At 66.3% G+C, this 13462-nt stretch carries 18 protein-coding genes; 8 read left to right on the forward strand and 10 right to left on the reverse strand.

The annotated features are described in order from the left end of the window. Positions 1-43: 43 nt before the first annotated feature. A complete protein-coding gene (locus JLDANKMP_RS11405) occupies positions 44-1369 on the reverse strand; it encodes a GTP-binding protein (protein ID WP_212561131.1) in 1326 nt (441 codons plus the stop codon). 69 nt (positions 1370-1438) lie between these two features. Between JLDANKMP_RS11405 and JLDANKMP_RS11410 the strand changes: the two genes are divergently transcribed. Beyond that, positions 1439-1813, forward strand: coding sequence for a MerC domain-containing protein (locus JLDANKMP_RS11410; protein ID WP_049448807.1), 375 nt, complete (start codon positions 1439-1441; stop codon positions 1811-1813). Positions 1814-1908: 95 nt separating this feature from the next. Here the strand turns inward: JLDANKMP_RS11410 and JLDANKMP_RS11415 are convergent, their stop codons facing one another. After that, positions 1909-2193: a metal/formaldehyde-sensitive transcriptional repressor gene (locus JLDANKMP_RS11415; protein ID WP_044569455.1), complete on the reverse strand. Its 285-nt coding sequence runs from the start codon at positions 2191-2193 to the stop codon at positions 1909-1911. 50 nt (positions 2194-2243) lie between these two features. Here JLDANKMP_RS11415 and dmeF point away from each other — a divergent pair, with 50 nt between their 5' ends. Then, positions 2244-3218, forward strand: a complete 975-nt coding sequence (gene dmeF / locus JLDANKMP_RS11420; protein WP_212561132.1) for a CDF family Co(II)/Ni(II) efflux transporter DmeF — start codon at positions 2244-2246, stop codon at positions 3216-3218. An 88-nt stretch (positions 3219-3306) separates the two neighbouring features. Here the strand turns inward: dmeF and JLDANKMP_RS11425 are convergent, their stop codons facing one another. Beyond that, a complete protein-coding gene (locus tag JLDANKMP_RS11425) occupies positions 3307-3591 on the reverse strand; it encodes a hypothetical protein (RefSeq protein WP_012478993.1) in 285 nt (94 codons plus the stop codon). Positions 3592-3681: 90 nt separating this feature from the next. Here JLDANKMP_RS11425 and JLDANKMP_RS11430 point away from each other — a divergent pair, with 90 nt between their 5' ends. The 3 genes from JLDANKMP_RS11430 (at position 3682) to JLDANKMP_RS11440 (ending at position 5461) form a co-directional block, all read left to right on the forward strand. Further along, positions 3682-4098: a hypothetical protein gene (locus JLDANKMP_RS11430; protein ID WP_212561133.1), complete on the forward strand. Its 417-nt coding sequence runs from the start codon at positions 3682-3684 to the stop codon at positions 4096-4098. Between the two features lie 69 nt (positions 4099-4167). Beyond that, positions 4168-4491, forward strand: a complete 324-nt coding sequence (locus JLDANKMP_RS11435; RefSeq protein WP_212561134.1) for a hypothetical protein — start codon at positions 4168-4170, stop codon at positions 4489-4491. Between the two features lie 127 nt (positions 4492-4618). Further along, complete coding sequence (locus JLDANKMP_RS11440) at positions 4619-5461, forward strand: MnmC family methyltransferase (protein ID WP_212561135.1); 843 nt, start codon at positions 4619-4621, stop codon at positions 5459-5461. 2 nt (positions 5462-5463) lie between these two features. On the opposite strand, the gene JLDANKMP_RS11445 is transcribed toward JLDANKMP_RS11440, so the two are convergent. Together JLDANKMP_RS11445 and JLDANKMP_RS11450 are read right to left on the reverse strand one after the other, a co-directional pair. Continuing rightward, complete coding sequence (locus JLDANKMP_RS11445) at positions 5464-6432, reverse strand: polysaccharide deacetylase family protein (RefSeq protein WP_212561136.1); 969 nt, start codon at positions 6430-6432, stop codon at positions 5464-5466. A 69-nt stretch (positions 6433-6501) separates the two neighbouring features. Continuing rightward, positions 6502-7161: a hypothetical protein gene (locus JLDANKMP_RS11450; RefSeq protein WP_212561137.1), complete on the reverse strand. Its 660-nt coding sequence runs from the start codon at positions 7159-7161 to the stop codon at positions 6502-6504. A gap of 133 nt (positions 7162-7294) precedes the next feature. Between JLDANKMP_RS11450 and JLDANKMP_RS11455 the strand changes: the two genes are divergently transcribed. Beyond that, positions 7295-7975, forward strand: coding sequence for a hypothetical protein (locus JLDANKMP_RS11455; protein ID WP_212561138.1), 681 nt, complete (start codon positions 7295-7297; stop codon positions 7973-7975). 92 nt (positions 7976-8067) lie between these two features. On the opposite strand, the gene JLDANKMP_RS11460 is transcribed toward JLDANKMP_RS11455, so the two are convergent. Both JLDANKMP_RS11460 and JLDANKMP_RS11465 read right to left on the reverse strand, forming a co-directional pair. Beyond that, the gene (locus JLDANKMP_RS11460) at positions 8068-8241 is read right to left on the reverse strand and encodes a hypothetical protein (protein WP_005412082.1); all 174 of its coding nucleotides are present in this window, start codon (positions 8239-8241) and stop codon (positions 8068-8070) included. A 9-nt stretch (positions 8242-8250) separates the two neighbouring features. Further along, complete coding sequence (locus tag JLDANKMP_RS11465) at positions 8251-9063, reverse strand: alpha/beta hydrolase (protein ID WP_212561139.1); 813 nt, start codon at positions 9061-9063, stop codon at positions 8251-8253. 227 nt (positions 9064-9290) lie between these two features. Here JLDANKMP_RS11465 and JLDANKMP_RS11470 point away from each other — a divergent pair, with 227 nt between their 5' ends. After that, a complete protein-coding gene (locus JLDANKMP_RS11470) occupies positions 9291-9770 on the forward strand; it encodes a nuclear transport factor 2 family protein (RefSeq protein WP_005407862.1) in 480 nt (159 codons plus the stop codon). Positions 9771-9846: 76 nt separating this feature from the next. After that, positions 9847-10263 (forward strand): XVIPCD domain-containing protein, encoded by a 417-nt coding sequence (locus JLDANKMP_RS11475; protein WP_212561140.1) that lies wholly within the window; start codon positions 9847-9849, stop codon positions 10261-10263. Positions 10264-10325: 62 nt separating this feature from the next. On the opposite strand, the gene JLDANKMP_RS11480 is transcribed toward JLDANKMP_RS11475, so the two are convergent. From JLDANKMP_RS11480 to JLDANKMP_RS11490, 3 genes are all read right to left on the reverse strand, one after another. Beyond that, a complete protein-coding gene (locus tag JLDANKMP_RS11480) occupies positions 10326-11396 on the reverse strand; it encodes an XVIPCD domain-containing protein (protein WP_197579100.1) in 1071 nt (356 codons plus the stop codon). 37 nt (positions 11397-11433) lie between these two features. Further along, a complete protein-coding gene (locus JLDANKMP_RS11485; RefSeq protein WP_099479150.1) occupies positions 11434-12009 on the reverse strand; it encodes a hypothetical protein in 576 nt (191 codons plus the stop codon). A gap of 143 nt (positions 12010-12152) precedes the next feature. Beyond that, the gene (locus JLDANKMP_RS11490) at positions 12153-13298 is read right to left on the reverse strand and encodes a YncE family protein (RefSeq protein ID WP_212561141.1); all 1146 of its coding nucleotides are present in this window, start codon (positions 13296-13298) and stop codon (positions 12153-12155) included. Between the last annotated feature and the right edge of the window lie 164 nt (positions 13299-13462).

Consider the following 13462-nt stretch of genomic DNA (forward strand, 5'->3'; position numbering starts at 1 on the left):
GTGCCGGCCGCTGGCCGGCAACCCATGGATCCTCAATGCACCGTCAACGCTTCCACACCGGGAACGCCTGCGGCAACTGCTGCCACAGCAATGGCCCCGCACGCAGCTCCTGGTCGTTGAGCAGACACGCGTCCAGCTCCGCACGCACCGCGCGCTCATCCATGTGCACGCCAATCACCACCAGTTCCTGGCGACGGTCGCCCCAAAAGGGATGCCACAGCCGTTGCATCGCCGCGTGCGCGGCCGAATCCGGGAATTCTTCCGGCCCCGGCAGCGGCGCGCTCCAGCAGTCGGCCTGCTGCCGCGCCCATCCCAAGTCGCTGTAAGGCAGCGGTGTCGGCGGCAACAACGGCGCGGTGTCTTCCAGCCCGGCCCGCACGCGGTCACGTGCGGCGTACCAGAAGCCCGCCGCCTGCGTGCGCGTCGCAGCGCCCACACTGTTCAGCTCACCCACCCAGTCCATGCGGTTGGCCAGCCAGAACCAGCCTTTGCTGCGGATCACGCCGGGCATGCCGGACTGCAGCGCGCGGGCGAAGCGCGCCGGGTGGAACGGACGTCGCGAGCGGTAGACGAAGCTGCCGATGCCGTACTCCTCGGTTTCCGGTGTGTGCTCGCCTCGCAGTTCCTTCACCCAGCCCGGCGCACGTTGCGCACGCTCCATGTCGAAGCGACCGGTATCCAGCAGCTCGGCCAGCGGCACATCGCCGAAGCTGGACAGCAGCAGCTTCGCGTCGCGGTTCAGGCCACGCAGCACGGCCAGCGTGTCCTGCAACACTTCGTCATCCACCTGGTCCACCTTGCTGACCACGATCACGTCGGCGAACTCGACCTGCTCGCATAGCAGGTCAACCACACCTCGGTCATCCTCCGGGCCGGCCTGTTGGCCGCGCTCGGCCAGTCGCGACGTCGAGCCGAAGTCGGCCAGGGACGCGCTGCCGTCGACCACCGTCACCATCGTGTCCAGCCGCGCGATATCACTCAGGCTGAAGCCATGCTCGTCGCGCACCGCGAAGGTGGCCGCCACCGGCATCGGCTCGCCGATGCCCGTCGATTCGATCAGCAGATAGTCATAGCGGCCCGCATCGGCCAGGCGCCGCACTTCCTGCAGCAGATCATCGCGCAGCGTGCAGCAGATGCAGCCGTTGCTGAATTCCACCAGCGTCTCTTCAGTGCGGCGCAGCTCGGCGCCACCTTCGCGCACCAATTGCGCGTCGATGTTGACCTCGCTCATGTCGTTGACGATGACCGCCACGCGCAGGCCTTCGCGGTTGCGCAGGATCTGGTTGAGCAGGGTGGTCTTGCCGGCCCCCAGGAAGCCGGACAGCACGGTGACCGGAAGGCGACGGTCGGCGCGGGAAACAGTGTTCATGTCGGAGCAGGTTGGCTGCGGAACGGAAATGTTACTGTATAACAACTGTTGCGCAAGGAACCTCCCCCGATGAAGTCGCCTTCTGCCGCCCTGCTTGATGCCGGCGCGGTCGCCCTGTCCAGCCTGTGCCTGCTGCACTGCCTGGCGCTGCCCCTGCTGGCCGCCGCGCTCCCCCTGTTCGGCACCTGGGCCGAAGCGGAATGGGTGCACCTGCTGTTCGTGGCCATCGCCCTGCCACTGACCGGCTACGCGCTGTGGCGCGCCGAGCGCCGTCACCCGCTGCCCGTACTGGCCTGGGCCGCCGCCGGCGTCGGTCTGGGCCTGTTGCTGGCCGGCGCGCTGGCGCTGCCCTCACATGACTGGGAAACGCCGATGACGGTCACCGGCAGCCTGCTGCTGGCCGCCACGCATATCTGGAACGCGCGGCACCGGCACGCGGGGTAGAGTCGACTGTTAGTCGACTATCGCGCGAAGCGCGGGGTTTTTCGTTGGTTGTACGAAGAGCAGTCGACTAACAGTCGACTCTACCGCCCCTCGGCCTATTTGCCGTAGCGACGCAGCAGCTCCACCAGCACTTCGGCCTCGTCCGCCCGCTGCTGCGGGTCATCGGCCCCCACCACGTGTTCCTGCAGGTGCTCGTGCAGCAGCTCCATCAGCAGGCTGTGGGCGGCACCGCGCACGGCGGCGACCTGCACCAGCACGTCCGCACAGTCGCCGGCTTTACCCTCGGGCTGGTCCAGCGCCTGCTCCAACGCCGCCACCTGGCCCGCGATGCGGCGCACCCGGGTCAGCAGCTGCTTTCGATTCTTGTGTACATGCGCCATGGCCGGATCATATACCCTATGGGGGTATCCTTCTACCCTCTGGTCTTCCCATGCACCTGGATGCCCTCGCCGCCGCCCGTCGCCACGAACACCGCTTCGACGACGGCAACCCGCTGGCCGAACGCAATACCCGCCGCGCCCTGTGGCTCACCGTCAGCATGATGCTGGTGGAAATTGTCGGCGGCTGGTGGTTCAACTCCATGGCCGTGCTCGCTGACGGCTGGCACATGAGTTCGCACGCGCTGGCGCTGGGCCTGGCGGTGTTCGCCTACCGCTGCGCGCGCCGCTACGCGCACGACCCGCGCTTCGCCTTCGGCACCTGGAAGATCGAGATCCTGGCCGGCTACACCAGCGCCATCGCCCTGCTCGGCGTCGCCGCGCTGATGGCCGTGCAGTCACTGCAGCGGCTGTGGGTACCGGCGCCGATCCACTACAACGAAGCCATCGCCATCGCTGCGGTCGGCCTGGGCGTGAACCTGCTCTGCGCATGGTGGCTGCACGACAGCCCGGGCCACGCGCATCACCACCACGGGCATGACCATGGCGATCATCACGGGCATGACCACCAACACCACGATCACGGCCATGCGCACGGTCACGACCTCAATCTGCGCTCGGCCTACGTGCACGTGCTGGCCGACGCCGCCACCTCGGTGCTGGCCATCGTCGCCCTGCTCGGCGGCAAGCTGCTGGGCCTGACCTGGCTGGACCCGGTGATGGGCCTGGTCGGCGCCGTGCTGGTCACGGTGTGGGCTGTAGGCCTGCTACGCGACAGCGGCCGCATCCTGCTCGACGCGCAGATGGACGCACCAGTGGTGGCCGAAGTTCGCGAAGTGATCGAACAGGGCCCCTGGCCGGCGCGCCTGGCCGACCTGCACGTCTGGCAGGTCGGTCGCGGCAAGTACGCGGTCAGCGCCAGCGTGGTTACCAGCGACGCCCGTCTGGATGCGGATACCGTGCGCAACGCACTGGCGATCCATGAAGAGCTGGTGCATGTCACCGTGGAGATCCACCGCAGCACCTGACCCGCATCCGGTAGTGCAGGCCGCTGGCCGGCAACCTCATGGGCTTCGGAAACAATCCAGCGTTGCCGGCTAGCGGCCGGCACTACCGCTAGAGCTTCAACATCATCCGCAGCAGGTACATCAGCAGCGGCAGCGCACTCAGCACCGCACCACCGATGCCGATCCACGGCCAGCGCTCGCCGCGCACGCGCGAGGCCACCGCCAGGCCGCAGCCCACCAGTGCCGCGCCCAGCACGCCCACGCCCAATCCCGCAGCCATGCCATTGCCGCCTGCGGCCACCGCCGCCTGCGCCGCCAATGTGCCAGCTCCCCAACCCACAGCGATCCCCAGCCAACTGGCCATGCCGCACCACGGTGCCTTGCCCTGCGCCATCCGAAAACCCCTTTGTTCTTGCCGAATTTCTGTACGGGCGACGCCCGAGTGCCGCCTACACTAGCCGCACCTGCCCTGTAGGGACATCCCATGCGCATGCTTCGCCTGCTGCTGCCCGGTGCCGTCCTGCTGCTCACCGCCTGCAGTGGCGATGCCGGGCTTCCTTTCAGCGCCGACCCGTTGCAGGGCTGCTTCGCCACCGGCGCGCGCAAACCGGCCGACTTCCGCATCGACAGGGAAGGCGGCCAGTACTTCGTCTCCTTCAGCCGCGGCGACCAGTGGCAGCGCGAGCCGAATGCACTGCACAAGGCCACCCGCAGCGAGATCAGCCGCTACTTCCGCGATGACGCCGAACAGATCGACAGCGCGTTGATCCGCATGGCGGGCGGCTTCGGCATCTTCCACTTCAACAAGGGCGCGACGTTGAAAGGCAAGGCCAGTGATAGTGACTACATGGCGTTGATGCTGATCGGTGCTGGGCCGGTGTATGCAGTGAGGTGCCCGTAAGACGCAATGATTCTGATGGCGGCTCAGGGCACTATGGGCGCATCCTGTCTCCTTTGAGGAGCGATGCCAATGCTGCTGTTTCTGCTGCTTGCGGTAAGCGCACCGAGGACCCAGGGTGCCTATGACGAAGTCCGACAGCTGCCCGATGGCCAGACCCTGATCATGCGCACCCTGGACTGGGATCTCGGTGATGGTCGCCACGAGCGCGTTACCGTGCACTGGCTGCTGCAGGAAGACGGCAGCCTGCGCTACGACTTTGATCGGCAGCCACCGGAGACCCAGGACGTCCATCGTCGGTCGTGCGCCCGTGTAGGCATGCAGCCGTCGCGTGGCGTCGGCATGCTCTCGGGGGAAGGGACCACACACGGCTACAGCTGCACCAGCCAGCGGTAGCGCCGAGCCCACGCTCGGCTCCTCCCGTCTACATCCACGCATGGCTTGGATCTACTGCAGCAGCCACGCGTGGCCCCGGCAACAGCTGCGGTACCATGCCCTCCCCCGAACCGCCCCGGTACCCGCCGTGCCCCATTACACCGGCCCCCTGCTGACCCGCGACAGCGCTGACGCCCTGCGCCGTGCCCATGACAAGGGCGCTGCCGACTGGCAGGGCTCGCTCGACCTTGGCCGCAGCGAGGACAGCGTGGCGCTGGATGCCGAGGGCTTCCACTTCCGTGGCCAGCGCTACCCGTGGCCGGGCAAGCTGAAGGACCGCACGCTGTACTACTGGGACGGCGAGGACTTCGCGCCGATCTCGCGCTACAGCGGTTCGCTGATCAAGCTGGTGCCGACCGTATGGGGCGCACCGACCTTCGAGATCGACGGCATCAAGATGCTGCCGACCTCCAAGCTGTCACCGTTCGAGGACGCGCGCCGCAAGGTCGAGCTGGTCGCCCCGGCCGGCAAGGTCATCCTCGATACCTGCGGCGGCCTGGGCTACTTCGCCGCCTGCGCGCTGGAGGCCGGTGTCGGCCAGATCCGCTCGTTCGAAAAGAACGCCGATGTGATGTGGCTGCGCACGCTCAACCCGTGGTCACCGGATCCGGACTCGGCTGCGGCCGGTGGCCGCCTGAAATTCAGCCACGGCGATGTCTCGCAGCAGATCGAACAGGTGGCCAGCAACAGCGTCGACGCGATCCTGCACGACCCGCCGCGCTTCGGCATCGCCGGCGAACTGTACTCGCAGGTGTTCTACGACCACCTCGCCCGCGTCATCCGCAAGGGCGGGCGCCTGTTCCACTACACCGGCGCGCCGAACAAGCTGACCAGCGGCCGCGACGTGCCGCGTGAAGTGGCCAAGCGCCTGGAAAAGGCCGGCTTCAAGGCCGAACTGGCGCTTGACGGTGTGCTGGCCGTCAAGCGCTGAGCTCATTCCGAGTCCACCTTGGCCAGCTTCATCCCCCACGACGGCACTTCCGGTTCACCGGCGTAGAAGTCCTTCGGTTTCTTCTCCGCCATCGCCCAGCGGTGCAGCCAGCTCGGGCCGTAGCGACCGCTGTAGCCCTCGGCGCCACGTGCATAGGCCGGGTCACGCATCGCCTCATCCAGTGAGATGAAGCGATAGCCGCGGCGCTTCGTCGCCGCCACCAGTTCGGCGAACGTGGCTGCATTGAGTTCGTTCGCATGCATCAGCCAGACCTGCGGCAGCGTGTAGCCCAGCAGCGCCTGCGACTGCGTCTCGTAGTAATCCAGCTTGTTCAGCATGTACGGTACATAGCCCTTGCGCAGCTGCGCCAGCGTCGTCTCGCGCGCCGGGGAATCCGGCTGCTCGTTCATCACGTTGGCATAGGCGAACGCCCACACCCACTCGCCGTTGTCGACCGTCACCGGTGCCACGCGGTAGCCATGCTGCTTGAAGAACACGTCCATCTCCGCGCGTTCTTCCGGCGTGCGCCCGGCACGCAGATAGGGGTGACGCATCCACTGCGGCTTCAGCCCGCGCTCGGCCAGCAACGGCCGCAGCACCGCCTCGCCACGCAGGAAATCCTGCTGGAACGCCGGCACGCCCTTGGCGTTCAGGTCCATGTGCGAGTAGGTGTGGTTGCCCAGCACATAACCGGCGTCCAGCCAGTCGCGCAGCATCTGCACCCGCGCCGGCTGCACCTGCCCTTCGATCTCAAGCTTGTTCTCGTTGACGAAGCCAACTACCGGCACACCCGCCTGGTGCAGCTGCGCCATCAGCGCTTCATGCCGCGACTGAAGATCCGGCGGAACGATCTCGTCCACCCGCGCCCAGGGCAGGTCGTCGATGGTCACCGCGATCCGGCGATCCACTTCAGCGGCGTGTACCGCCAACGAGCAGAGCAGTAGCGGTACAGCACGCAGCAACCAACGCATCAGCACATCCTTGCAGGAGCGAAGCGCAGACTGTAGCGCGATTGCGGGCGCGTGGTCGGTCACGCCCCCTCAGGGGCTGGGCGACTGCACCTGACGTTCGCGCACGATCGCCCGCCACAGCATGAATCCTGCAGCCATTGCCACCAGCATCAACGCGACCAGCACCAGGGCAAGGTCATCGGGATTGCGCAGCAGCGGCGCATGCTCATGGGTGAGGATCTCGAACACCACCTGCTGCGCCTGTGCCAGCGGCAGCCGGCCCTGTTCGCCCAGTTCCACCAGGCACGCCGCTGGGGACAGCTTGGCTACGCTGGTCCACGCCATGTCGTACAGGTGCAATGCCCTGAGCGCCAGCACCAGGATCGCGGCGTGCAGGGCCATCACCCCCCAGTTGGCGCGTCGCAGGCGTTCGGACAGACGCCCCATACGGTAGACGCTGATCGACATCGCGCCCAGCAACGCCAGTACCACGCCCGCCATCGGAATCCACTGCAACGGTTGCCATGGTGCAAGCGCAGCGGACCGCGCCAGCAGCTGTTCTGCGACCCGCATGCGCGCGACAGGATCAGGCCCACCGCATGCGTCATCCACCGGCTCCAGCAGCAATCCCACGCGGTAGTGGAAGAAGCCGGCTGCAAGGGCTACCGCCAGCAGCGCCACCACCTGCAGTGCCAGCAGAATCGGGCCAGGACCACAGATACGACAGAAGCGGGCAGCAGCAGAGACCATCGGTTCATCCATGACAACAAAGGACCATCCTAACCAAGCGCCCTGTGCTTGTCGGCTGGCGGATACGACAACCGCCGCGTGGTCCCGGTAGGATGTGGATGAGCATGGATGGTCGCATGTAGAGGTGTTGTGGATGGTCACGCTGTATCTGTGGGTGCGAACGCTGCTTCCGCTGCTGGCGTTCGTGATCGCGTGGATGCTGCTGTCGCGCCTGATCAAGGCCCGCGTGGCGCGCCTTCCACGGGTGCCCTTGAATCTGCCCGAGCACAGCAGCAGCCCGCGCAGGAAGGACCGGCGCATCTACGCGCGCAAGCTGCGGCGCAGACCGGGCCTGCGCACCGCAACGCGCCCGGCCACCGCGCCGCGCAGCTGGAACCTCGCGGCGGTGTTCTTTTCGTTCTCTGCGTTGATTGCCGCCGTGCTGGTCATGCCGGATGGCGCGCGCTTCCAGGTGCTGGTCGAGAGCCTTACGGGCTACCCGGCCACGATTGCTGAAGTACATGTTCCCGCTGCCGGGCAGCCTCTCGTGCTGCAGGCGTGGCAGCCCGCACTGGCGCAGCTGTCACGGCCGGTAACAATGCGCTACCCGATCGGGCGCACCGGCGGCCAGCATGACGCGCACGCCACGCTGCCGGTACAGGTGAGGCATCAGAGTGATCGGCTGCAGGTGGCTACGGCCGCGCCGGTGGATTCCGAGCTGCTGCGTGCAGAGCTTGCGCGCTTGGCGGGGCTGCCGACGGAGGCAATCACTGTCCGCCAGAGCGAGATCTCACCGTGGCTGGAACCCGGCTGGACGCCGCTGGACGGCATATAGATGCCGGACCAGGCCAGGCTGCTGTTGCAGTAGATCCACGCCATGCGTGGATGGGGCACCGTGCGGGGTCGAGCACGGCTCGACTTTACAGATCAGGATCCGCGCGGCAGCTTCGCGGCCCACATGTTGTCCACCAGATTCGGATAACGCCGCCCATTCTCTTCCGCCCGCTGCCGCGCCGCCTCTTTCTGCGCAGGCGACAGCGGCTGCGAGGTCTGGCCCTTGGGGTTGGGCTTCTTCCACGGGGGTGTCTTGGTCTGGCGCATGACCGCAGCTTACCGCTTCAGGAAGTTCAGCAGCGCCAGATTGAAGCGGTCCGCATGGCTGGTATTGCATCCATGTGGTGCGCCTTCCAGGATCACCACTTCGCTGCCCGGAATGGCCCGGTGCGTGCGCTGGCCCGAGCCTTCAAACGGCACGATGGCATCGCTGTCACCGTGCAGGATCAAGGTTGGCACCGTGATCTTCTTCAGGTCTTCGCGGAAGTCGGTGGTGGCGAACGCCTTCATGCAACCCAGCGCCGCCGTCTGGTCGGATTGATGGCAAAGCGCGATTGCGGCCTGGCGCTCATCCTCGGTCACCATCAGCTTGTCATTGGCACTGAAGAAATCGCGGCTGAAGCCATCGAAGAACGCCTCGCGATCCTCCTCCAGACCGCTACGCATTTCGTCGGCCTTGTCCTGTGTGAGCGGACCTTCCGGATTGTCCTCGCCGCGCAGCAGATACGGCGGCACCGCTGCTGCAAACACCACGCTGTGCAGGCGCTCCTGCCCGTGATTGGCCACATAGCGCGCAACCTCACCGCCGCCCATCGAGAAACCGACCAGGGTCACGTCGCGCAGGTCACGTTCCTCGATCACCCCGGCCAGATCCGCCGCCAGCGTGTCGTAGTCGTAGCCCTCGGCGGGCTTGTCGGAACGGCCGAAGCCGCGCCGGTCGTAGCTGATCACCCGGTGTTGGGCGTCGCGGAGAATCGACACCTGCGTCTTCCATGCATCGGCGGAAAGCGGCCAACCGTGAATCAGAATGACCGGTCGGCCGTCGCCACCGGTGTCTTCAACGTGCAGGCGGACGCGGGAAGCAGGCATGGAACCTCCTGTGGAAGGGGAGGATTTCAGGCTACGGGCCGGCCCCTATCGCGACCGTGATGGAATCGCCGGCCGCCATGACATCCCCTGCACAGACCACGGGCCCGACGCTGGAGCCGAGCCGCCAATGCGGGCATTCACTCCGTGGAAGGGCCGTTTCGTCAGACGCCGGCTGCAGCGCCCCGAACACCATGCGAGCCTGCGTGAACCCTCCTTGGAGCTTCGCCATGCTGCTGCTCACCCTGCCCCTGCTGGCCGCCGGCCTCGCCGCCGCACCCGCGCCCTCCGATGACCTGCGCGAGCAGATCCGCCAGGCCGACACCCAGCTGTTCGCCGCCGCCTTCGAGGCCTGCGATGCCGACAAGGCCGCCGCTATGACCACCCAGGACATGGAGTTCTTCCATGACAAGGATGGCAAGTCGGCCAGCAGCCGCGAAGACTTCCGCCGCAGCGTGGCCAACATGTGCAGCAATGCGCGCAAGGGCGGCTGGAGCCTGCGCCGCGAGCGGGTGGAGCCTTCGCTGCAGGTGTTCCCGCTACACGACGAGCGCGCACTGGAGATCGGCGACCACCGCTTCCACGAACGCGGCAAGGACGGCGTGGAGCGCTGGGTGGGCCAGGCCCGCTTCATCCAGGTCTGGCGTCGCGTGGACGGGCGCTGGTTGGCCGAGCGGGTGATCAGCTATGACCATCGGCCGGCGGACTGATCGCCGCGATGCGGTGGTTCACGGACCGGTTCTATACTGCCCAGGTCCGTCACGACCTACCGCTGCAGATCGCCCCATGGCAGAGATCACCCCCAACCATCCCGAGTACGGCCTCAACCAGCAGATCCGCCAGGGCGTAGCCGCCCTGGACGCGCAGCATGGTCGTCCGTTCGACCAGACCAGCGAGCGTCTGACCGCCAGCCTGACCGTGCTGGCCCGCGAGCAGGGCCTGCAGCAGGTCGACCACGTGCTGGTCAGCAACGCCACGGCCAACCATCCGGCGGGACACAACATCTTCGTGGTGCAGGGCGACCCGGCCAATCCGGCGCACCTGCGCGCGATGATGCCGACGGCTGTGGCGGCGCAGACGCCGGTGGAGCAGTCGATGCAGAAGTTGGGCATTGCCCCGCAGCAGCCGTCCATGGGGCAGCTGCCCGAGCAGCAGGTCCGTGAGCAGGAACAACAGCAGAACCCGGCACACCGCCTGGGCTGAGCCGCCTCCAGCGTTATTGGCGGCCCACCGCGAGAACGTCGACTCGCCGTGCGCTTGCTGCCCTAGGCCATGCGCGGCCCGGACTGCTCCTGCACCTGGCGCTGCTGCAGTTCATCCTGCGTGCGCGCCTGCCCAGACTGCGACAGCTGCTCAGCGCGCTCGAACGAGGTTTCTGCCGGTGTCTGCGCGGCCACCGCCGTTGGCATGCTGGCCCGCAACTGTGCCGGGTCGTTGCGCTCACCCTGGACGATGAAGATGCTCTGCGCCACATCGGCCTGCGCAGTGCGATCGCTCAACAGCACATGGTCAACCTGGGTCAGGCCATTGGCTTTGGCCAGCGCGTAGAGGCTGGCACTGATGTTCTCGCTGGTGGCATCGAAGTCGCGGCCCCGCTCTGCATCGAGCCGGGCCACGCCCTGGTTGATCTGCGAGAGCAGCGGATCGTTGCTGTGCCAGGCCAGACGATCACCGCTCCGTTCGCCCATGCTCTCAGCATCACTCAGCATGTGTTGCTTGAGACTGCGCTCCGGCAGGGGATTGGTTTTCCTCTGGTTGAGCTCGCTGTCCGGAAACGGCGGATCAATGCTGTCCACACCGTGGATGTTGCGCAGCGGTCGGAATGCATCCTTGCCTGCCCCCTTGATGTCAAGAGGAATGCGAACATCCGGAAGAAGCTGGCCGGCGGGACCTCCCAACGCGTTCACGTCGATGCTGCTTTTCCGCTGGATGCCCGCGTGATTCAGCGCTTCCCAAGTGAAGTCCACGCAGTTGTGGCGAACATCCTGATAGTGCTTGCTGAAACCGAATTTCTCCGGGTCCGAGCCGAACTGCTGGAGCTTCCTGTACTGATCTTCGCTGATCTCGAGGGTACGGGTGTAGCGCGGGTCTCTATAGACCGTTGCGTCATCCTCCATGATGGCGCCAGGACCATTCATGCTTCCGTGCTCCTTGGGAGCAAATCCATAGCTCTTCGCAGGCACGCCGGGTGCATGCAGGACGTAGAACATATGTCCTGGGGCGGACGTCTGCGGAACACCCTCAGCGTCGACGGCCTGCTTGTGCGTCCTGGGGTCGATCAGCGGTGTGCCAGGTGCAGCAATAACGATCTCTACGGTATAGCGCGGCTTGTCCATAAGGTGATTCCTTCGTTCCTTCCAGTGGTAAGGTTGATTACTTGCCTGGCGGCCGGGCTGCGTGTACCCGCAACTGAGCCGAGTAGTGCTGCAGTTCCGGCGAGGCCTGCGCAGTGCGAACCTGTACGCGATAGCGGGTATCAGGCTCCAGTGGCAGAGCAACCAGACTCAGCGTGTATTGGCCGTCACTGCCCATGTGCGGCGACGTATACCGCCATTCGCTGGATGCATGCCATTCCGGAAGCTGTTCACCTGCATTGAGCACCCCGGCCTGATAGCTGTCGTAGGTGGGAACATCCTTCCAGGCATCAGTGCCCCATTGCTGCAGGGTCACCTCGAACGGGACCCTTGATGTGCCCACGTCAGGCTCGTCCGGCCTTCGTGTCCCTTGGCGCTGCAACTCCAGCTCCAGCGCATACGTGCGACCCAGCTGGAAGTTGCGGGCATTCGTCTCGAACTCGAACCGCACCACCTGGCCAGGCTCGGCAACGACAATTGGCTTGACCAGATCCAGTGGCTCCAGCGCATCCGGTACGCGGCTGCTGCAGGCGCCGAGTGCGCCCGCCAGCGTGAAGATCAGGCCGGCACGCAGCCAGCGGTGGATACCCAGCATGATTCAGATCCTTTGGCTCCCTGCCATGGGGTTCAACCCTAGCCGCCGGCTGCTGGCGCCGCAACCGGCCAATGAAAAAGGCAGGGTCTTCACCCTGCCTTCTTCACGCGGCTCGCCGCCGGGCGTGCCCCGGCGTCACCCCATTACAGCTGAATCCGCGCCACACTCTCGTCAGCGCCCTTGTCGTCCTTCTCGCCGTTCTTGATGCTGACGAACAACACGTTGTTCTTAGCATCCAGCGCCAGGCTGTTCGGGTGGGTCGGCACCGTGTAGGTGGCCACCTTCTGGTAGCTGTCACTGTTGTACGCCGTCACCGTACCGGCCTCACGATTGGTCACGTACAGGCGCTTGCGCGGTGCATCCAGCAGGATGCCCAGCGGGCCAGCATCGGTCGGGATGCTGGCCAGTTCCTTGCCGGTGCTGCGGTCCAGCACCAGCACGCGCTGGCCCGGGTGCTTGCTGACCAGGCCGCTGCTCTTGGCCTGGTAGCCACGCAGGAATTCCGAGCCCTGGTCGGTCACGAACAGGCGCTTGCCGGCCGGATCCAGCGCGATGTTCATCGGCTGCTCGGCGGCGATCTTGTGCTGCGCCACCACCTTGTTCGAATCGGTACCCACTACCACCAGCTCGGCCAGCAGGTTGCTGGTGTACACGCGCTTGTTGGCCGTATCCAGTGCGAGGCCCGGTGCCTTGGCATTGCCCAGGCCATCAATGGTGTTGATCACCCTCAGCGTGGTGGTATCGATCACGAACAGCACGCTGCTCACCTCCGGCTGGCTGCTGTGGCCGGTCACGTACAGGCGGTTGGCGGCGCTGTCGACCACCAGCTCGCGCAGGTCATGGGTGTAGGCGGCCTTGCCGTCCTTGCCGGTCTTCTTCTCCATCAGCTGGATGGTGCCGACGGCCTTGTTCTGCGCGGTGTCGACCACGGTCACCGACAGGTCCACGGTGTTGCCCACGTACAGGCGGTTGTGGGCGTCATCCAGCACCACGCCGAACGCTTTGCGCTCCAGCGGGATGCGGGTTTCCACGGCCAGCGTGGCCGGGTTCAGGCGCAGCACCTGGGCCGGGCCGGCGTCATCGCCGAAGCCGCCGGAGGAGGCCACGAACACGGCGTTCTGTTTCGGGCTGTAGGCCAGCTCGTACAGGCCCTTGGCCACGGCCTGGCGCTGCACGGCGGTGGTAGCACTGGCGGCGGGAGCGTTCTCGGCGAACGCGGAGGGCGCGCCGAGGCTGAGCGAAACGGCAACGGCCAGGGCGGCCGAGCGGAAGAGCGGATTACGGAACATGCGAGCGTCCTTGAATGGGCACGGGAAGGTGTCCTGGCTCGCTGGGCCGTACTGCGACGGCTCGACCTGCATCTGTCTGCGCGGGTGGGCTGGCTGGGGTTGCGGGGGAATGGTAGCAGGTGGGGGGCGTGGCGTGCGCCGGCCTGAGCGTGGCAGACGTTCGA

It is taken from the genome of Stenotrophomonas sp. PE591 (genome assembly GCF_018320795.1).
Taxonomy (GTDB): domain Bacteria; phylum Pseudomonadota; class Gammaproteobacteria; order Xanthomonadales; family Xanthomonadaceae; genus Stenotrophomonas; species Stenotrophomonas maltophilia.